Here is a 20,033-nt window from a genome sequence, read left to right on the forward strand (position 1 = left end):
GCGCCGCCCGCGGTTCGTTGCTGTTCACGGTTCGCGGTTCTCATCTGCTCCGCTCGCTTCGAACCGCGCTACTGCTCGCGGGTCACTCTGTTCCCCGTCGTCGGGCGGCGATACCGCCCGACTGCTTGCGGGACCGAAGGTCCCGCTCCGCTCGCAATGCGAGGGCGGCTCCCTGTCGTCGCGCCCCTCGCTCTCCTCACGGTTCGTTACCACTCGCCGCTCGGAAGTCCGGGGACCCCTCCCTACGGCTAGGCTCCCCCTACTCCCCCGCCATCCCTAGCACATCATCAAAGAAGCCGAGCGAATCATGCGGGCCGGGGTTGGCCTCGGGGTGGTACTGGCGCGTGATGATATTCAGGTCGTCGTTTTCCAGCCCTTCCGGCGTGTCGTCGTTGACGTTAATTTGGGTCACGTCGAGCTTGTCGCCGGGGTCGGCGACGGTGTAGCCGTGGTTCTGGGTCGTCATCACGACCCGATTGGAGCGCAGGTCACGGACCGGCTGGTTCACGCCGCGGTGGCCGAACTCCATCTTCTCAGTTTCGCCGCCGAGCGCGTTGGCAACGACCTGCTGGCCGAGGCAGATGCCCGCGAGCGGCACGTCGCCGACGTAGGTTTCGACGAGTTCACCGGCCTGTTCGAAGTTCTCGGGGTCGCCGGGGCCGTTCGAGATGAACAGCAGGTCCGGGTCGACAGCGGCCACGTCGTCCTCGGTGGCGTCGTACGGGAACACGTGGACCTCGGCGTCGCGTTCGACGAGCGACTCGGCGATAGAGCCCTTCGCACCGCAGTCGACCAGCGCGACCGTCGCACCGTCGCCGCCCTCGTTGTGGACCTCGACCTCGTCGACGGAGACCTGCGCGCCGATGTCGGTGTGGTCAGACATATGCTTACACTCGTGGAGTTCGTCGAGCGCGTCCTGCTCGGTCACGTCCGGCCCGGCGGCGATCCCGCATTTCATCGCCCCCTCGTCGCGGATTTCGGTGACGATGTCGCGCGTGTCGAGGTGGTCGACGGCCGGGATACCCTCGGATTCGAGCCACTCGGCCACGTCGTCGGTCATCTCGCGGGCCACTGCCGCGCGCGGGTGGACGCGGTCCGACTCGAAGCGTTCCTCTCGGACGCCGTAGTTCCCGATGAGCGGATAGGAGAACGTCAGGACCTGTTCCTCGTAGGAGGGGTCGGTAAGACTCTCCTCATACCCGGTGTACGCCGTTGTAAAGACCAGTTCGCCGCGGGCCGTCCCCGGAGCGCGAGCGCGCGCCTCGATGACGCGGTCGCCTTCGATTGCCACGTATGCGTCAGCCATTACGAGATGCGTATACTATAGTCGGCCATAAGGGTTGCTTTCGAAGACGAGTTTCGAATTTCGTAATCCTCAAGTCACGACCGGTGATACTGTCATATCTCGATGGACGACCTCGACAGGGAGATACTCTCGATACTCCGCCGGGACGCCCGAACCCCGTATACGGAAATCGCGGACCGGGTCGGCACGTCGGAAGGGACTGTGCGAAACCGCGTCGAACGACTGGTCGACGACGGCGTTATCGAACGATTCACTGTCGCGACGCGGACCGGCAACGTGAAAGCGATGATCGAGGTCAGCGTTGATGTGAACGTCGACACGGCCGAGGTTTCGGACCGCATCGCTGATTGGCAGGAGGTTGATTTCGTGTGGCAGGTCTCCGGCGAGGAGGATATCGTCGTGGTCGTTGATGCCGCTGACACCGACGCAGTCAACGGGCTCATCACGCAAGCGCGTGAGTTGGAGGAGGTTGTGGGCACGAAGACGAGGTTGATTTTAAACGAGCGCGTCGGGTGATGCGCACGGCAGAGCCGCCAGAAGTAGCGCGATTCGAAGTGAGCGACGTGGGTGAGAACCGCGAAACGCGAACAGGCAGGCGGGCGGCCCACCAGTCCGACGTGACACCCTGATTTCATATCTATTGGGCTACAAGAGACGGTATGCAGTTCCCGGTGGGCCTGGATATCGACATCGTCTCGACGTACGGACAACTCGCGACTGACGGGGCGCAGTTCCTCGCCGCCGCGGCGCTGCTCTACGCTGTCGGCCGGCTCATCGTCGTACCAGCGGTCCGGTTGGCGCTGTCACGGACGGCGACGAATAAAACGGTCGCCAGTGCGCTGACTAGTGCGGTCCACCTGCTGTCGGTCGTCTTTGCGGTGGTCATCGGAGCGAGCGTTGCAGGCTTTCGGGGGGCGCTCGCGGGGTCGACGCTGCTGGCCGCGGGCATCACACTGGCGGTGGGGCTGGCAGCACAGGACGTGCTCGGGAACTTCGTCGCTGGCGCGTTCATCGTGACTGACCCGGATCTGAACGTCGGTGACATCATCGCCTGGAACGGGATGCAGGGCACGGTGGTTGATATCGACCTGCGAGTGACGCGGATTCGAACGCCAGATAACGAGCGCATCATCGTCCCGAACACGGAGCTGGCGACGAGCGCGGTGACGAACCAGACATCAACAGGCCCGGTGGGTATCTCCTACCGGTTCGGCGTGAGCTATGACGCCGATATCGAGACGGTACAGGCCATCATCACGAACGCCGCCCGCGACCTCGATCACGTCTCGGAGAAGCCGGCACCGACAGCCAGAGTCAGCGACCTCGCGTCGACAGCGGTCATCCTGACAGGCCGGATCTGGATTCCCAACGAACGGCGGAATCGGCTCGCGTCGGTCAGGGCTGCGTTTATCGAGCAGGTGCAGGCCGACTGCCGCGCCGAGGGCATCGACCTCAGTGACACGAGCCAGCACGAACTCTCCGGCGACATCGGGGTCCACGACGGCGTCAGGCCGGCGCACGAGCGAACCGAATAGCTACCGGCCGGTACAGCATCGACCCCGTGCTGTCTGCGAGATTCGCAGCGCCCGTACGTTTATACCTGTTCATAAGATGGTATGTATATGGACGAGAAGCGCTTCGTCGTCGCCCTCTTTGGTCTCGCTGTCGCGGTGGTGGTCGGCGTCCTCGCATATCAGTTTATCGCGGCGTTGACCGTCTCCGTGTTCCTTTACTACTCGACGCGACGGTACTACACCTCCTTGCGCAGGCTCCGCCTTCCGGCGCGGGTGCGTGCGGTCGTCGTCATGGCTTCGCTGGCGATTCCGCTCCTGTTGCTCGTCAGCTATGCGGCCGTCCTCCTCATCATCGAAGCCCGGCAGTTTGTCACCCAGTACGCGCTCGTCGACGTGGCCGCAACACACGTCAGCTGGCTGGACGGCGCGGAGTCTGTGCCAGACCTCACCGTAGAGGGGTTGTACAGCGCCTACCAGTCGGGACAGCTCAAGCCGTTCGTTGACTTCCTCAGCGAGAACGCCATGGTACTCACGTCGGTCGCCTCCCAGTTCTTCCTCAATCTGTTCATCACGACCATCGTCACGTACTACCTTCTGGTAGACGGACGACGCATCCGCGGGTGGCTGCTCCGGTTCGATGACGGGGCCATTATCCGCGAGTATCTCGAAGCTGTCGACGAGGAGCTGGAAGCGGTGCTGTTCGGCAATCTCCTGAACGTGCTGGCGATATCGCTCATCGCCATCGCTGCATTCACCGGCTATAACGTCGTAGCGCCGGCGGCTGTCGAGGTCCCGTATCCAACGCTTGCCGGCGCGCTGACCGGTATCGCGAGCTTGATCCCTGTCGTTGGGATGAAAATAATCTATCTCCCACTGACCGGCATCACCGCGCTCCCGGTGGTGCTTGACGGCCAATCGTCGCTGCTTGCGTACGTGCTTGGATTCCTCCTCATCGCCGTGGTCGTCGTCGACACGATTCCGGACCTGCTGCTCCGGCCACTTCTCAGCGGTGAGAGCACACACGTCGGGCTCCTGATGCTCGCGTACACCCTCGGACCGGTCGTGCTGGGGTTCTACGGGCTCTTCTTTGCCCCAATACTGCTCGTCGTTGGCATGACGTTCGCGAACACGGCACTTCCTCGGCTGCTCGGCGCGAGCGAACCGGACGGTATCCACCCCGACCAGTTACGACTGGAAGACTTCAGCTAATCGTCGTAGCGGTGAACGAAACCCGAATGTGGATAGAGTTCGCGAGCGAGCAGTGATTGACAGCCACGTCGGGTGTGTGATTTTGACATACAAAAAGAACATTTATATTCAGGTCGAAATAAGGAACTAAAAATGGGGTCAAACTCCGACTCCCTCCCCTATCAGGCGTCCTCAGCTGACCAGATCGGGGAGTTGCATGTGGCGATGCGGCGACTGATGGCCGCCGAAGACCAGTCTGAGGTCGCGGCAGTCGCAGTTGAGACTGCAACAGCAATTCTCGATTTTCCCTTCAGTGTCTTCTGGGAGGCCACCGACAGCGAACTCAAAGCCGTAACCATCTCCGAGCCACTCCGGGAGCACGTCGAGGCCCCTGCTGACCCGGGGAAGGTAATGCGACATGAGCATGGGAGCTGGCTGTGGAAACAGTACGAATCCGACGAGACACAGCGAGTTCTGGTTTCGGAAGAAAAAGCCGCGTCTGATGCACCGCTGCATGGCGGTATCACCGTCCCGCTCGCAGAATATGGGCTTTTGACTGCTGGGACGGATGAGCGAGCCGAACCGACTGAGCGTGAGACGCAGTTGGCCGACATCCTCGGGAAGAACGTACTCTCGACCCTCGAACGGATCGAGCGCGAGCGGGAGCTGAAGCGGCAACGCGACAACCTCGACCTGTTGAACCAGATCGTCCGTCACGACCTCACGAATCACCTACAGACCATCACCGGCCGGGCGGAGTTGCTCCGGGACCAGTGCAGTGGCGACGCCCTAGAACACGTCGACGGGATTCAGGAGAGTAGCCAGTCGGCCGCAGAACTGCTTGAGACGGCTGGAAACCTTGCGACGGTAATGCGACAGACGGACTGGGAGACTGAGCCGGTCGCCCTCGGCCCAGTCCTGTCCTCGGTGACCGAAGACATCACAGCGACGTACACTGACGCACAGGTTACCGTCCCGGACGAGTTCCCGTCGGTGCGGGTGCAAGCCGACGAACTCCTGTCCTCCGTGTTCCGGAACGTCCTGACTAACGCCATCCAGCACAACGACTCGGCAACGCCGTCAGTCGTCGTTGACGCAACTGATGATGGAGACGTAGTCAACGTCATTGTCGCCGACAACGGCCCGGGAATCCCGGACGAGCAGAAACGGACGGTGTTCGAGCGCGGGGAGAAGCGACCGGACAGTGAAGGGACCGGCGTCGGCCTCTACCTCGTCCGAACGCTGGTCGACGCGTACGGCGGCGACGTGTGGGTCGAAGATAACGAGCCGCGGGGGGCCGTTGTCGGACTCACGCTGCCGAAAGCGGCGGATGACGCCTGAACCACCGCCGGAATGAGAGGGCTTGTTATCGATTCAACAACCCGTCCAGTAAATGTATCGCGCCGTGTTTGTCCAGCGGGTCGTTCGCGTTCCCGCAGTGGGGCGACTGCACGCAGGCCGGACAGCCGTCGGCGCAGTCACACGCGGTCAGCATCGACAGCGTGGTGTCCATCAGCGGCCCAATATCGTGGTAGCCCGCTCGCGTTAGCCCGATGCCGCCGGGATAGCCGTCGTAGATGAAGATGGTCGGTTCGCCGGTGTGGGGATGGCGCGGCGTCGACAGGCCGCCGATGTCGCCGCGGTCACAGAGGTATTCAAAGGGGAACATCGAAATCATGGCATGCTCGGCGGCGTGGATGGCCCCTGGGAAGTCGCCGTCGTCGCCGGCGTCGCCGCCGTCGGTCACCGCATCGCCGGACTGAACGCCGTCACCGCTTTCGCTCCCGCTCTCAGCCCCGTACGCACCCTGCCGTATCTCGCGTTCTAGGTCCGACGGCACGGTGTGGTACAGCGCCTTCGTCTCCAGCGTCGTCTCTGGTAGGTCGAGCGAGCGCTGTCCGAGGACCTCCCCTGAGGAGCCGTCGCGGCGCTCGTAGCCGGTGATCTGCTTGCGCATCGTCACGGACGCGAAGCGGACCGGCACGTCTTCGCGGGTCGGCAGTCGCCGCTCCGCCAGGTCCGCCTCGACGGTGATGGTCTTGTCGTGCAGGACGCGGGTGAAGTAGTCGGCCCACGTCCGGTCGAGTTCTGCCACACCCGCGTTGAGGTCGAGGTCTGTCACCTCGTAGCGCCGGCCCTGATGATGGTAAATCGCGCCGGGGTGGGCGTCCCGCAATGCGTCCTCGACGGAGAGTTTCGCTATCACGTCGCCTTTCGCCACCAGTTTCACCTCGCCGTCGTCGACGGTCCGCAGGTTCATCTCGTGGTGCGGGCTGCCGTTACCGAGCCAGCGCATCCCTTGGTCGGTCTGGCGGCGGTCGAGCTTCCCGGCCGATTCGAGGCCGGAAACCACGTCGGGGAACGTCTCGCCGAAATGACGGTCGTCGTCCGGCGAGAGCCAGTTTTCGCAGGCGGCTGCGTGGACGTGGCCCGGAAGCAGTTGCTCGTTTTCGGGGTTGGTCACGGCCTGCTCGGCCCCTGTCTCGAACAGCGCGTCGGGGTTGCGCAAGACGTACTGGTCTAGCTGGTCCTCCCCGCCGACCAGCGCCACCAGGGCGGGGTCGGTGCCGCGGCCGGCCCGTCCGGCCTGTTGGAAGGCCCGCATCCGCGTGCCGGGGTAGCCGTCCAGCAGCACGGCATCGAGGCCGCCGACATCGACGCCCAGTTCGAGCGCGCTGGTCGACCAGACGCCGCGCAGGTCCCCCGACTGCAGGCCCTGCTCCAGTTCGCGCCGCCGGTCGTCGGTCAGTGCGGCCTGATACGCGCCGACGCCATCGGCGAGGTCGTGCTCGCCACGCTTCCGGAGTTCGTCGGCGCTGTCGCTGGCGTACCGCTCGGCCGTCTGGCGCGACCCGGCGAAGACAACTGTCTGAAGGCCCCGCTCTACGAGGTCAACGAACAGCTGTTTCGTCTCGACGTGGTTCGACTTCCGGCGACCGCTCCCCCAGCCGTCGCCATCGTACTCGGGCGGGTTCCACAGCAGCCAGTGCCGCGGCCCGCTGGCGCTCGCGTCCTCGTCGACCAGCACGAACGACGGTTCGGGCTGGCCGGTGACCGCTGCCGCGTGCTCCACTGGATTGCCGATGGTCGCCGAGCAACAGACCCACTCAGGGCCGCCCGCTGTTGCGTTGTCGCCCCTTCTGCCGTTGCTTTCGCTGCTATCTCCGCCGGCGTCGAACCGCTCGGCGATACGCTGGAGGCGGCGCATCACCAGCGAGACGTGGCTGCCGAACACGCCGCGGTAGCCGTGGACCTCGTCGACGACGACGGTTTCGAGCCGCTGGAAGAACCAGTCCCACAGCCGGTGGGCGTGGGGGAGGATGCCGTAGTGGAGCATATCTGGCGTGGTCAGCAACACGGTCGGCTGGCGCTCCCGGATGGCCTCCTTCTCGGATTTGGACTGCCGACCGGTGTACTGGGCGACGGAGACCCCGGAGGCGAAGCCCAGCCCCTGCGCGAGTTCCGACAGCGTCTCGGTCTGGTCGTTGATGAGCGCGACCTGTGGCGCGATGTACAACGTCGTCGCCCGGCGGTCCAGCGCCCGCTCGAAGGCCGGCACGGTGTAGGCGAGGCTCTTACCGCTGGCCGTCTCGGTCGCGAGGACGACGTTCTCGCCGCCGCGGACCGCCTCGATAGCGTCTCGCAGTCCGCGGTCCGTGCGTCCCGACCGGGTACCGTCCGCTGGTCGACGATCTGTCCCTCGTAGTACGGACGGTTCCGGAGCCACGAAATCGTGTCGTCCACGGGCGGGGTACGCGGACGAGAAGTATCGGTGTTGCTGTTCTCAGTCGGCGGTGCTCTCAGTCAGTGGTCGACTGGCTGAGTGGCGGTGTCGCGTCGCGCTCCGTTGCGGGCGGCAGGGACGCGACTGCCGCAGGGAGCGCAGTCAGCGGCACGGTGTCGTGACCGTTGCTGGTGTAGGCGCTCTCGTCTGTCTCGACGGCGAAGCAGGCACCGCCAGCCTCGATAACCGGGCTGTTGCCGTCACCGGTTTCGCCCGCTATCACGACGGCATCGGCCGTAGCGGCGAGGTCGGCGGCGCGCTGGCGTGCCGCGTCGTCGATGCCGGCGAAGGCCGGGACCGTGACCGCCTCGCAGTCGAGATCGGCGGCCCGCTCGGCAGCTGTGTCACCGGCGGGGACGACGCCGATGCTGACCCGACAGCCGGCCCCGACGAGCTTCGAGACGGCGGCAGCCGCTGGCGTGCCGGTCCCGACGACGTGGACGCGACGGGCGACCGACTCCTGCTCGGGCAGCGGTGTCACGAGCGGCGCGTCGGTGCCGGGCTGGGTCGTCACCAGCGTCTCCGCGTCGAAGGCGTCACGGAGCGTGTCGCTCGTGAGAACGTCAGCAGGACGGCCCGCGGCGCGGACCCCGCCGCCGGCGAGCAACACCAGTTCGTCGCAGTACCGCGCGGCCAGATTGAGGTCGTGTATCGCTGCGACGGCCGTTTTCCCGTCTTCGACCAGCGTCTGGACCAGTTCAAGCGTGCGGACGGCGTGGTTGATGTCGAGGCTCGCCGTCGGTTCGTCAAGCAGGAGCACCGGTGTCTCCTGTGCCAGTGCCCGAGCGAGGAGGACCCGCTGGCGCTCGCCGCCAGACAGCGAGGTGAACGGCCGGTCGGCGAACTGCGTGACGCTCGCGCGTTCCATCGCCCGCTCGACGGCGCGCCGGTCGGCCTCGTCCATCCGGTCGAACCGGCCGAGATGTGGCGTCCGGCCCATCTCCACGGTCTGCCTGACGCTGAAGTCGAACGACAGTGCGGTGCCCTGTGGCGTGCTCGCGACGAGGCGGCTCACCGCTTTCGCCGAGCGGTTCGAAATCGGCTCGCCGTCGACACGAACTGTTCCGGTGTCCGGGTTGAGCGTTCCCTTCACCGCTCGCAGGACGGTCGTCTTACCCGCGCCGTTGGGACCGACGAGGCCGACGAGCGACCCGCGGTCGACGCTGAAATCGACGCCCGAGACGACCGACTGGTCGCCGAAGGAGACCGCGAGGTCAGACACGTCAAGCATCGGCCCGGAGCGGTCCCGTTCTGGGTCCGAACCTTCGGGCGCGGTCTGCTCGCTCATAGCTCGTGCACCTCCCGCTTCCGGAGCAAGTACAGGAAAAACGGCGCGCCGAGGACGGCGGTGACGATGCCGACCGGGACCTCGGCGCTACCCGAGCGTGCTAGCGTGTCCGTCGCCACGAGAAACGACGCGCCGGCGAGCGCTGCCGTCGGGAGCAGTATCCGGTGGTCCGGCCCGACGAGTAGCCGCATCACATGAGGGACGATGAGGCCGACGAAGCCGACGATGCCGGCGACGGCGACGCCCGCTGCCGTGATGACTGCCGACAGCGCGAGCAGGACCCGCTTGGTCCGTTCGACCTCGATACCGAGGCTCTGGGCGTCCTCCTCGCCCAGCAGCATCACGTTCAGGTCGCGTGCGTACGCGAGCAACACCACGAACGGGATGGCCACGAGCACGACGCTGGTGGTCACTTCGGGCCACGACGCGCCCTTGAGATGGCCCATCAGCCAGTACAGCGCCCGCCGGATGCTCTCGCCGCTGTGGAGCAACAGGAACGAGACCACCGCGCCCAGAAACGTCTGTATCGCCACGCCGGCCAGCAACAGCGTCGCGACCGGTGTGCGGCCGTTCCGCGTCGCGATGAGATAGACGCCGAAGGCCGCGACCAGCGCTCCTGCGAAGGCCGCGCCGCGGAGTCCGAGCCCGAACGGGATGACGACTGGCGCGACAATGAAGGCGACCGCGCCGACCGCCGCGCCGGAGGAGACGCCGATGATAGACGGGTCGGCCATCGGGTTCCGGAAGATACCCTGCATGATTGTCCCCGCGGCGGCAAGCGAGAAGCCGACGACCGCACCGAGCAGTATCCGGGGGAGTCGGACCTGCAGCACTATCTGTGTCTGGAGGTCGCTTACGGCGTAGGAAAACACGTGAGCCGTGGTCACGTCGACGGCAGGGCCGGAGATCGAGATGCCAGTCGGAACGACGACAGCGTTGAGCAGCACTTTCCCGACATCGGCAGGCGGAATCCACACCGGGCCGATGCCGGCGCTCGTCGTCACCACGGCACAGAGGACGGCGACGAGCCCTGCCGACCACCCGAGAGTCCGACCCGCGAAACGCATGTATGAAAGCCCACTTGCAGTAGATAAGTATTTATTGCTCCTGACACCCGCCTATGGTATGCGACGACGGTCTCTCGTCTGTGTCTTTGTCCTGCTCGTCGGCTCGTTCGCGGGTATCACTCCAGCTTCAGCAACAGCAGCCACACAGGCGGAGGGCTGCTCGTTTCCGGTCACGATGACCGACGCGACCGGGACCGAGGTCACTATCGAGGAGCGCCCGGCGCGGGTGACGACGACCAACCCCTCGGCCGCCCAGACGATGTGGGAGATCGGCGGTCGTTCTCAGGTTGTCGGGCTCACACAGTATGCAAGCTATCTGGACGGCGCTGAGAGTCGGACGAACGTCTCCGCGAGCTTCGGCGTCAACGTCGAGCGCGTCGTCAGCACGAGCCCGGACCTGGTGATTGCACCGAACGCCAGCGCCGGTGACGTAACCCCGCTCCGGCAGGCCGGGGTCACCGTGTATCACCTCCCCGCCGCGACAACTATCGAGGACATTCGAGCAAAGACAACGACCATCGGCCGCCTGACCGGCAACTGCGAGGGTGCGAGCGAAGCGAACGCCTGGATGGACGCAAACGTCGACGCTGTCCGGCAGGTTACCGCCGATGTCGAGGACCGACCGACCGCGCTGTACCCGCTGGGCGGGGGGTACGTGGCGGCGGGCAACACCTTCGTCACGTCGCTCATCGAACTCGCGGGCGCGGAGAACGTTGCGGCCCGTAACCACACACAGTACCCACAGCTCAGCGACGAGGTCATCCTTCAGCTCGACCCGGACGTGCTCTTTGTTACCGAGAACACAGCGACCGTCGCGGAGACAGAACCCTACGCCAGCACGACCGCGGGCGAGACCAATTCGACGGTCACCGTACAGGTGCGGAACATCAACCAGCCCGCCCCGCGAAGCGTGGTCTCGTTCGCCCACAACGCCACTGCACAGCTCTATCCGGACCGCTACGACGCCGACAGCTACGTTCCCCGGTCGGCGGTGACCAAAACGAGCGAGCCCACGCCCGCGGACCACACGCCAAGCACTGACCAGTCCACGACCGACGCCAGTGGTCCCGGATTCACGGCTGTTGGGGCGCTTGCCGCACTGCTGACGCTGGTCTGCATACAGCAGGTCCGCCGCCGGAGGCCATAGCGCCATGGATAAACAAACTATCCGCGAGACGGTCTGGGACGCGCTGGAAGAAGGCGGTATCGCTCGATTCCCGTTCCCGCCCCACGACCGGATTCCGAACTTCGAGGGCGCAAGTGAGGCCGCACAGCGCCTGACCGAGACGGCGGTCTGGGACGCCGCGGAGACGGTGAAGGCGAATCCGGATTCGCCACAGCTCCCGGTCCGCCGGGCGGCGCTGCGGGCCGGCAAAACGGTGTATATGGCCGTGCCACGGCTCCGGGACGAGCAGTGTTTCTACGAACTCGACCCCGCCGAACTCGACGATATCGAGGCCGCGCCGGCGGTGTCGAACGTCGCGGACCACGCCCGGCAAGTGGGCCCCGAGGCGGTCGGGAGCGTCGACCTCGTGGTGTCGGGCTCGGTCGCAGTCACCGAGGACGGCGCGCGCATCGGGAAAGGCGAGGGGTACAGCGACCTCGAATACGCTGTTCTCCGTGAACTGGGACTGGTCGACGAGACGACACCGGTCGTGACGACGGTCCACGAACTTCAGATTGTTGGCGGCCTCGAAGGCGTCGTCGACACCACTGTCCCCGTCGACGACCACGACGTGCCGATGGACTGGGTTGTGACGCCGGAGCGCACTGTCGAGACGGCGACCACGCATACGACGCCAGCGGGCGTCGACTGGGGCGCGCTTTCGACAGAGCGCATCGACGAGATTCCGGTCCTGTCAGCTCGCCGGCCCGACTGACCCCTCAGTCGCTATACACGGGGTAAAACCCTGGTAATGAAAGCCTACCGGCGGTACAATTTTATCCCCACATACCCTGAAACGGGTATGGATACACCCGTGGCCACGCCGAACCGTCACGGGGCCGACGGAACTGCCGGGCGGGTACGCGTTCTGTATGTTGACGCGGACTGCGACGACATCACGGTAGTCACGGAGACACTGAGCGGGAGCCCCGACGAATTCACTGTGACGGTGTGTGAGACGGCGGACGACGCACTCACATCACTCGAAAACGCGTCCTACGACTGTGTCGTCAGTGAGTATCGACTGCCGGACCGAGACGGAATCGAACTGTTACGGGCCGTCCGGGACCAGTCCTTTGACCTCCCGTTTCTGCTCTTCACTGACGACGGGGACGAGAGCGTGGCCAGCAACGCTATCTCTGCCGGCGTCACGGACTACATGACGAAGACACCGCTCTCAGAACAGACGGAGCTGCTCCGACAGCGGATTACCGCTGCTGTCGCCCGCTATCTGGAGGAGGCAGACATCCTTGACCGGATGACAGACGGATTCTTCGCGGTGGACGAGGACTGGGAGTTTACCTACCTCAACGAACGTGGCCGGCGCGTCATCGGCCGTGCGATGGCATTGGACGGGGATACTGCTGACTTGCTGGGGCAGAATATCTGGGAGGCGGTCCCGTCGATAGAAGGAACGGAGTTCAGCAAGCAGTACCGACGGGCGATGACCAAGCAGGAGCCAACATCCTTCGAAGGGTACTTCGAGCCGCTACAGACGTGGTTCGACGTGTCCGTGTACCCATCGCCAACCGGAATTTCGGTGTACTTCCGTGATATCACTGAGCGGCACAGGCACGAAGAAGAGATCAGGAGTAGAGAGCGGACGCTGCGAGAGATTTACGGGGTCATCTCGCGCAAAGACCTGGATTTCGAGGAGAAGGTCGAGCGACTCCTCGAAATCGGGCAGAACGCCCTCAAAGCCGAAACGGCCGCGCTCTCACACATCGATGGCGATATGTACGTCTTCGAAATCGTCCGCGACCGGACGGGAGCTATCGAGGCGGGCGATGCAGTCCCGCTGGACGCCACGAACTGCGAACGGGCCGTCGTTGAGGAGCAAACGCTGGTGCTCGCTGATATCGCCGCAGACCGCCCTGAGCTGACCGCCAAGGCCGGCTACACGGAGATGGGAATCTCCTGTTACCTTGGAACGCCCGTCATCGTCGACGGGTCGGTGTACGGGACGTTCTGCTTCTACGGCACGGAACGCCGTGATTCCTTTTCGGAGTGGGAAGTCACGCTCGTCGAGCTGATGGGGAACTGGATCAGCTACGAACAGGAGCGTGAACGCCGTGAGCAGGAACTCACTCGCCAGCGTAACCGTCTGGAGGACTTTGCCAGCGTCGTCAGCCACGACCTCCGGAACCCGCTCAACGTCGCGGTCGGCCGGCTCACGCTTGTCGACGAGGAGTACGACGGAGACCCGGAGCACGTCGAATCGCTCCGGCGGTCACTCGAACGGATGGATGAACTCATCGACGACGTGCTCGCGCTCGCTCGCGGCGGCCACAAGGTCATTGACGCGACCGAAACGTCGTTAGACGACATCATCACGGCCGCCTGGGACACCGTCGAGAGCTCGGACGCGACGCTTGAACGGGTCGATACGGACGCACGAATCACGGGCGACCAGACGCGGCTTCAGCAGCTCTTCGAAAACCTCTTCCGAAACAGTGTGGAGCATGGCTCCACAAGCAGTCGGCTGGGGGCCGACGACAGTGTGGAGCACAGCAACGACCCCGTGACCGTCCGCGTCGGGACCCTCGCTGACGGCCGGGGGTTCTACGTCGCGGACGACGGTCCCGGGATTCCCGAAGACGAGCGTGACGAGGTGTTCGAGCGCGGCTACACCACGAGCGACGACGGGACCGGCTTCGGGCTGGCTATCGTCTCCGAAATCGTCGACGCACACGGCGGCCGGATAACTGTCGCAGAAAGCGAGGACGGCGGGGTTCGCTTCGACGTGACCGGTGTCCAGGTCGACTGATTATAACTGGTCGACGCAGTCCCGAATGAGGCCATCGACGTTCTCCGGGAGCGTCGGGTGATAGGCCCGGTCCGGCAGGTCACGCACGTCAAGGCCGAGCTCGACGATGGTCTGGAACGTCTTGGCGAAGCTGTCCGCGTGGTAGTGCATGCCTTGCCAGCCGAGCACTGTCCCGTCGTCGGCGTCGACGACGAGCTTTGCAAGCCCCTCGGGCACGTCTTTCGATTTGAACACGCCGTCGTCGCTGGCCTGTCGCGTCGCCGTGACAATATCGTAGCCAGCCTCTTTTGCAGTCTCCTCGTTGTGGCCGACGCGAGCGAACGGATACACACCCAGCCCGGAGAAGATGACGTGGTGGTGGACGTTTCGGTACGCTTCGAGCGAGCCACCGGCTTCCTGTCGGACGATGTTCTCGGCCGCGGTGAAGCCCTGCTCCTTGGCGACGTGGAGAATCGGCTCTTTCCCGTTGACGTCGCCAACGGCGTAGATGTGGTCGGCGTCGCGGGTCTGCATCGTGTCTCTCGCCCAGTCGCCGTCAACTGAGACCGGTGTGTTCTCCAGCCCGAGCCCTTCGACGGTCGGCCGACGGCCGGTAAAGAGGAACAGCTGGTCGGCCTCGAACGTCTCCTCGCTGCCGTCGTCGTACTCGACGGTGAGGCGAACGCCGCCGTCCTCGGTCTCTTCCAGTTCCTTCTCGTAGCAGTTTGTCGGAATGGTCACGTCCCAGTTGTTTTCGTAGATGTCGAGCGCCTCGTCGCCGAACTCCGGGTCGCCTTCGTCGATTGGCCGGTCGTCGTGCTCGATAACGGTAAGCTCCATCCCGCCGGCCTCCGCCAGATACGGCACCATTTCCATCCCGATGTAGCCAAAGCCCATCACGATGCCGGAGTCGGGGAATTCGGTGGCGTCGAGCACCTGGTCGCTCGTCATGAAGTCGACCTCGTCGATGCCGGGCGTCTCCGGGACGTTCACGCTGGAACCGGTCGCAATGACGACGTAGTCGGCCTCGTGTTCCTCGCCGCCAGCCCGGACCGTGTGCTCGTCGACGAACGTGGCGGTGTCGTGAATGAATGTCACGTCGTCGCGTTCGGCCATCTCGTGGACGGAGTCTCGGCGGTGGCCCGCCCAGTCGAGCACGTGGTCGTCCTTGCGTTCGACGACGGCTTCCAGATCAACCTCGGGCACGTCGCCGACGAGGCGTTCGTCGTGGCGCGCCTGAAAGCGGTGGGCGCCTGCGGAGAGCACTTCCTTGGACGGCATACAGCCACGAAGAATACAGAGGCCGCCGCCGGGCTCGCCGTTGTCGATGAGCGTGAGTTCGATGTCTTCCGCCTCGACGAGGTCGCCGGCGACTGCGGCCCCGGCACTGCCATACGCGCCGATGATAACGACGTGAGTCATACCAGTGCTAGAGCGACGGCATTAAATAAAGGCTTCAGTGGCGTGTTTCGCCCGGACACGACCGACGTGTGGTAGTCTGGCCCACCGAACCGACTGGTCAGTCGTCGCCGTCGACGGGCGCGGGTGGACGCGACCGCCCGAACCCGAGTATGCCACGAACCGACCAGTCAGCGTTGAACACTCGGTCCCAGACGACAAGTGCGGAGGGGATCACCAGCAGGGACGCGAGGAACGCGTACCCGATCGACAACGCCGTCAGGATACCGAACTGGCCGATTGCGGGGAACACAGCCAGCCCGAGCACGCCGATGCCGAACGTCGTGGTGAGCATACTCCCGAACAGCGCGCCACCGGTCCCGCGAACGGTCCGGTCCAGTGCCGTTTCGAGGTCGTTTTCGTCGAACTCGTCGGCAAACCGGTGGGTGACGTGGACTGAGTAGTCGACCCCCAGTCCGATAGTTATCGCCAACATCGTCGCTGTCAACGCGTTGAACGGGATGCTGAGCACCCGCATCGTCCCGCCGAGCCACGCCACCGTGACGACGACAGGAATGATGTTCACGAGGCCGAGCGACGGCCGTCCCTCCAGCATATTGTAGATGAGGATGAGGAACACCGACGCGCCGATAAGTGCGATCGCCAGCGACTGGATCGCAGACTCCAGGATGAGGTCCGAGACGGCCTGGAACACGACAACCGAGCCGGTTGCCGTCGCGTCATACCGGAAGTCGTCGGCAACGTTTCGCGTATCGGTGGTCACCTCTGCGTCGGTCGCGTCCGCCTCGACGGTATAGACAACGCGTGCGCTCCGGTAGTCCTCGGTGATGTACTCGAGGGCCTGGCCACGGGCCGACGAGTCGAGCAGGTACTCGTATATCTGTTCGAGGTTATCGTCCGGGATCCCGTTGTCGTTCCGGTCGTTGCGCTCGACCATTCGGCGGAACTCGGGGTCCTCGTCCGCCCGGTCCCGGATGACGGTCACGATAGACGTCGAATCAGCACGCCCGTCTTCTCGAACAAACGAGTCCGGCGGGTTGTTCCCCGCCCGATACATCTGCTCAAGCGCCGCGTCGTTCCGCATCGGCCCCTCTACGTACACCGTCGCCTGACTGGACTGGGTCGTGTCGAACCGTTCATCGAGGAAGTTCGTCACCTCCGTTACGGTGTATTCGCTCGGAGCGAACGGCTCCGGCAGGGCCTCGACGAAGTCCGGGTTCTCCTCGGGCGGCAGGAAGTCCTCCTGACTGAACGACGTCGAGACGCCGGTGGCGTAGTAGCTGGCACCGACCGTAGATACGAGGATGAGCACGAGGAAGATGATCGGGGCGCGGTTCGCGATGACGACACCGCCGCGCAACACGTCACTGAGTGCCGAATCCTCCGCGCCCAGCGGCGTCTCGCTGAACGTCGGAATTGGGTAGCGCTGGCGGAGCCGGTCCAGTTCTACCTTCGCCGCGGGCAGGAACACCCCGAAGATGAGGAAGGTGAAGGTGATACCGACAGAGGCCACGTAGCCGAAGTCCTGAATCGGCGGCAGTGCGCTGGTGAGGTTCGCGGCAAACCCGATGACTGTCGTGCCGGTCACGATGAAGAACGCGACAAGCAGTTGGTCGGTCGTGATCCGCATCGATTTCTGGATGGACGCCCCGGTTTCACGCTCCTCCCGATATCGGTTGACGGCGTGAATCCCGAAGTCGATACCCACCGCCAGTAACAGCGGTGGCACGGCGATGAGCATCTGCGAGAAGGGGATGCCGGCAAGCCCCATGAAGCCGAACGTCCAGACGACGGCCATAAACAGCGCGAGCAGGCCAAGCGCCATGTCCGCGAGGTCGCGGTAGGCAATCGTCAGGAAAAACAGAATGAACAGCACTGCCGCGGGCACGGTCAGGATGAGCGAGTCGCCGACGACGTTCGAGAACTCGTCTGCGACGATACCGCTGCCGAACAGGGTGATGCCACCGTGGTCAGCGCTGGAGACAGTGAACCCGGCCTGTTTCTGGATACTCGTTAGCGGACTCGAACCGCCCTGGCCTGACCCGGAGGAGATTCCCGCCGGGACCTCGTGTGTGACGACTCCGATGGTCGCCGACGCCGAGGCGGCTTTGCGGTTGAAGTCCTTGCTCAGTAGTGATTTGAACCGGGGATTCTGCTCGGCCGCGCGCCTGACGGCAGCGTCGATTTCACTCGGCGTTGCGGCTTCGACAGCATAGACCTGTTGTTCAGTTGTCGTCGCTTCCGGGTCTAGCTGCTTGGCGACAATGCTGGCGGCGCTTGAGGTCGATGTGACACGGAGCGTTCCGCGCTGTTCCAGCCGGTGCTGTGACCTGAGCATCCGGAGTAGCGCCGGCTTCGAGAGCACGTTCGTCTCCTGCTGGATCAGCTGTGTGCTCCCTGTATCCGGTGAGAAGGTCGGCGAGAACTTGTCGTTGACCTCCTGTAGTGCCTCCTCGGCCGGCAGTCCGGTCGTAAACTGCGATGTCCCGGAATTGGTCGAGACGCCCCCGAGGCCGGCGCTGAAGACCACCGTCACGACCAGGAAGAGGAGCACCACCTTCCGTGAATCGTGGACGATGCGGTCGTCTGCCCAATCGATGTAGCGCTGATAGTCCATGCGTTAGCGGAACCTGAAGTAGCCGCCGATGGCCAGGGCGGCCACGAGTGCGACGCCGATAATCGCCGTCAGTGGTGAACTGCCACCGCCGGAGTTGGTCACGGAGACCGGAAGCCGGTAGGTATCAGACACCGGCGTATCTCCGTCCGGTTCCTCGTACTGGAAGTCCACCGAAACGGGGTAGCTCTTCGTCATCGCGGCACCGCTTGCGCTGATGCCGAACTCGATGGTTGTTGACTCACCCTGGTCAAGGCTGTCGACGTACGCCTGGTCGTCCGAGACGGAGATCGGTGACTCGGCGAACAGTTTTGCCTCGATATCGGTCAGTCGCTGCCCGGCGTCGTTGGTGATAGTCACTTCGAGCGTGCTGGACCCGCCAACGTTGACGGACGCGTTCGTCGTCTCGACAATGAACTCATCGGCGCTCCCGTCGACGCTCTGTCGGATTTCGAGCGTGTCGCTCTCGCGCCTGTCGTCCTCACTGTTGCGGTAGGTGGCGACGAAATCGAACTGTCGTGGGCCGGCGTTCGCGTTATCGGACACGTCGGCATCGAACGAGACGGTCGCCGACTCGCCCGGCTCGAGATCGCCGACTGCGTACTGGGTTTCCTTCGGCGAGACGTTGTCGTGGGAACTCTCCCAGTTCAGGACAACGTTACGGACCGTTCGGTCGCCAGTGTTGGTGAGTGACGCTTCCAGCGTGCCGTCGTCACCTGCCTGCAGGGTCGATTCAACGTCGCCTAGCTCGAAGGACTGCTCTGGCTCGGGCCGGATTCCGAGCGAGATGTCGTCAGCGACGCCGGCATCGCCTTCGGGGTCGTCGTAGCTTACCGACGCCGACAGGGCGTAGCTCTGTGTCTTGGCGTCGTCGCTGGCGCTTGCGTCGACGCTCACCGTTCGCGTTTCACCGGGCTCCCAGGAGCCGACGAACTGCGACGTGGACTCGGACTGTCCGAACGTAATTGCGGTGTTCTGCGTGGCAAGCGACACTGTCGCGCCCGAGACCGTGACAGGACCGTCGTTGCGCAGGGTCACGTTGTACGTCCCGGAATCGCCGACAGCGACGTCACTGTCGGTACTTTCGACGGTGAACGTTTGCTCGGGGTTGGGCGTAATACCGAGGGAGGAGGCGGTCGTGCTCTTTCGCACCCCGTCCGTGTCGTCGAAGTCGACCTGGAGGTCGAACTGATACGGTTCGGCTCTCGTATCACCGCTCGCACCGACGCGGTACCGGAGGGTACGCTGTTCACCGGCCTCCCAGGTGTCGATAAACCGGGAGCTGCTGGCGTCGCCACCGACTGTGAGTTCGGAGTTCGTCGATTTCAGCGTTACCGAGGATTCTCGGGCCGGCTCGTCACCGGTGTTCTCGACAGTGACTGCGACCGTGCCGGTCGAATCCACGCGTGCACCGGAGTCGACGTTCACCACGTCAAAAGCCGCGTCGTCGTCGATTTCGATTTCGAGTTCGATCCGTTCGCTCGTGGTCGTTTCAGCCCGTGCACCGTCGCTTTCTGAGGCATAGCTTGTGTACTTGTATTCGACGATGACTGGAACGGTATAGTCTCCTGGGCTTGCACTGTCATCGACGCTCACTTCGAAGGGAATCGGCTCCGTTTTTCCTTCTGGGACGGACCCAACGGCCTGTTTGTTCGTCGTCACCGTAATCGGGGCGTCGCCGCTGTTGACCTTGACCATCGTTCCGCGGGCGGTCGTCACTTCGCTGTTCTGGACACCCTGGGTCGAAGACCCGGAGTCGATCGTTCCGCTGTTGACGAGGACGACGTCGAGTGTCGTCTCCTCACCGGGTGTGACGGTATTATCGACGAACGTTGCGTCGAAGTCGGGACTTCCGGTCACGGCGCCGATCGCCGTTCCGGATGCCATGAGCAATGCGACAACAGCCAGCGTCAGTAATGTTCGTGGTTTCATGCGTAGGGAC

At 64.2% G+C, this 20,033-nt stretch carries 14 protein-coding genes and 1 pseudogene; 7 read left to right on the forward strand and 8 right to left on the reverse strand.

Annotation, left to right across the window (positions count from 1 at the left end; translation table 11 throughout):
- Nucleotides 1-24: 24 nt before the first annotated feature.
- Nucleotides 25-213: a hypothetical protein gene (locus RR_RS22120; RefSeq protein ID WP_137440626.1), complete on the reverse strand. Its 189-nt coding sequence runs from the start codon at nucleotides 211-213 to the stop codon at nucleotides 25-27.
- Between the two features lie 46 nt (nucleotides 214-259).
- The gene (carA, locus tag RR_RS18960; protein ID WP_007189090.1) at nucleotides 260-1,306 is read right to left on the reverse strand and encodes a glutamine-hydrolyzing carbamoyl-phosphate synthase small subunit; all 1,047 of its coding nucleotides are present in this window, start codon (nucleotides 1,304-1,306) and stop codon (nucleotides 260-262) included.
- 102 nt (nucleotides 1,307-1,408) lie between these two features.
- Here carA and RR_RS18965 point away from each other — a divergent pair, with 102 nt between their 5' ends.
- The 4 genes from RR_RS18965 (at nucleotide 1,409) to RR_RS18980 (ending at nucleotide 5,349) form a co-directional block, all read left to right on the forward strand.
- A complete protein-coding gene (locus tag RR_RS18965) occupies nucleotides 1,409-1,822 on the forward strand; it encodes an Lrp/AsnC family transcriptional regulator (protein WP_004518577.1) in 414 nt (137 codons plus the stop codon).
- Nucleotides 1,823-1,965: 143 nt separating this feature from the next.
- The gene (locus RR_RS18970) at nucleotides 1,966-2,841 is read left to right on the forward strand and encodes a mechanosensitive ion channel family protein (RefSeq protein ID WP_007189089.1); all 876 of its coding nucleotides are present in this window, start codon (nucleotides 1,966-1,968) and stop codon (nucleotides 2,839-2,841) included.
- Between the two features lie 87 nt (nucleotides 2,842-2,928).
- On the forward strand, nucleotides 2,929-4,029 hold the full coding sequence (locus RR_RS18975; protein WP_004963941.1) for an AI-2E family transporter: 1,101 nt from the start codon (nucleotides 2,929-2,931) through the stop codon (nucleotides 4,027-4,029).
- 132 nt (nucleotides 4,030-4,161) lie between these two features.
- Nucleotides 4,162-5,349, forward strand: coding sequence for a sensor histidine kinase (locus RR_RS18980; RefSeq protein WP_011224761.1), 1,188 nt, complete (start codon nucleotides 4,162-4,164; stop codon nucleotides 5,347-5,349).
- Between the two features lie 25 nt (nucleotides 5,350-5,374).
- On the opposite strand, the pseudogene RR_RS18985 reads toward RR_RS18980, so the two are convergent.
- From RR_RS18985 to btuC, 3 genes and pseudogenes are all read right to left on the reverse strand, one after another.
- A pseudogene (locus tag RR_RS18985) lies at nucleotides 5,375-7,752 on the reverse strand (DEAD/DEAH box helicase).
- A 56-nt stretch (nucleotides 7,753-7,808) separates the two neighbouring features.
- The gene (locus RR_RS18990; RefSeq protein ID WP_011224763.1) at nucleotides 7,809-9,080 is read right to left on the reverse strand and encodes an ATP-binding cassette domain-containing protein; all 1,272 of its coding nucleotides are present in this window, start codon (nucleotides 9,078-9,080) and stop codon (nucleotides 7,809-7,811) included.
- Nucleotides 9,077-10,147, reverse strand: a complete 1,071-nt coding sequence (gene btuC / locus RR_RS18995) for a vitamin B12 ABC transporter permease BtuC (RefSeq protein WP_011224764.1) — start codon at nucleotides 10,145-10,147, stop codon at nucleotides 9,077-9,079. The genes RR_RS18990 and btuC overlap by 4 nt, the downstream gene beginning before the upstream one ends.
- A gap of 58 nt (nucleotides 10,148-10,205) precedes the next feature.
- On the opposite strand from btuC, the gene RR_RS19000 reads away from it, so the two are divergent.
- From RR_RS19000 to RR_RS19010, 3 genes are all read left to right on the forward strand, one after another.
- On the forward strand, nucleotides 10,206-11,294 hold the full coding sequence (locus tag RR_RS19000) for a PGF-CTERM-anchored ABC transporter substrate-binding protein (RefSeq protein ID WP_049939105.1): 1,089 nt from the start codon (nucleotides 10,206-10,208) through the stop codon (nucleotides 11,292-11,294).
- Nucleotides 11,295-11,298: 4 nt separating this feature from the next.
- Nucleotides 11,299-12,027: a 5-formyltetrahydrofolate cyclo-ligase gene (locus RR_RS19005; RefSeq protein WP_011224766.1), complete on the forward strand. Its 729-nt coding sequence runs from the start codon at nucleotides 11,299-11,301 to the stop codon at nucleotides 12,025-12,027.
- An 87-nt stretch (nucleotides 12,028-12,114) separates the two neighbouring features.
- Nucleotides 12,115-14,079, forward strand: coding sequence for a hybrid sensor histidine kinase/response regulator (locus tag RR_RS19010; protein ID WP_049939106.1), 1,965 nt, complete (start codon nucleotides 12,115-12,117; stop codon nucleotides 14,077-14,079).
- Here RR_RS19010 and RR_RS19015 read toward each other — a convergent pair whose 3' ends face one another.
- The 3 genes from RR_RS19015 to RR_RS19025 all read right to left on the reverse strand — a co-directional run bounded on the left by RR_RS19015 (nucleotide 14,080) and on the right by RR_RS19025 (nucleotide 20,023).
- Nucleotides 14,080-15,480, reverse strand: coding sequence for a dihydrolipoyl dehydrogenase family protein (locus tag RR_RS19015; RefSeq protein WP_011224768.1), 1,401 nt, complete (start codon nucleotides 15,478-15,480; stop codon nucleotides 14,080-14,082).
- A 97-nt stretch (nucleotides 15,481-15,577) separates the two neighbouring features.
- Nucleotides 15,578-18,094 (reverse strand): efflux RND transporter permease subunit, encoded by a 2,517-nt coding sequence (locus RR_RS19020; protein WP_011224769.1) that lies wholly within the window; start codon nucleotides 18,092-18,094, stop codon nucleotides 15,578-15,580.
- Nucleotides 18,095-18,097: 3 nt separating this feature from the next.
- Nucleotides 18,098-20,023, reverse strand: a complete 1,926-nt coding sequence (locus RR_RS19025; protein WP_049939107.1) for a COG1361 S-layer family protein — start codon at nucleotides 20,021-20,023, stop codon at nucleotides 18,098-18,100.
- Nucleotides 20,024-20,033: the final 10 nt, after the last annotated feature.

Origin of the sequence: Haloarcula marismortui ATCC 43049, assembly GCF_000011085.1 — an archaeon.
In the GTDB taxonomy this organism is placed as follows: Archaea; Halobacteriota; Halobacteria; order Halobacteriales; family Haloarculaceae; genus Haloarcula; species Haloarcula marismortui.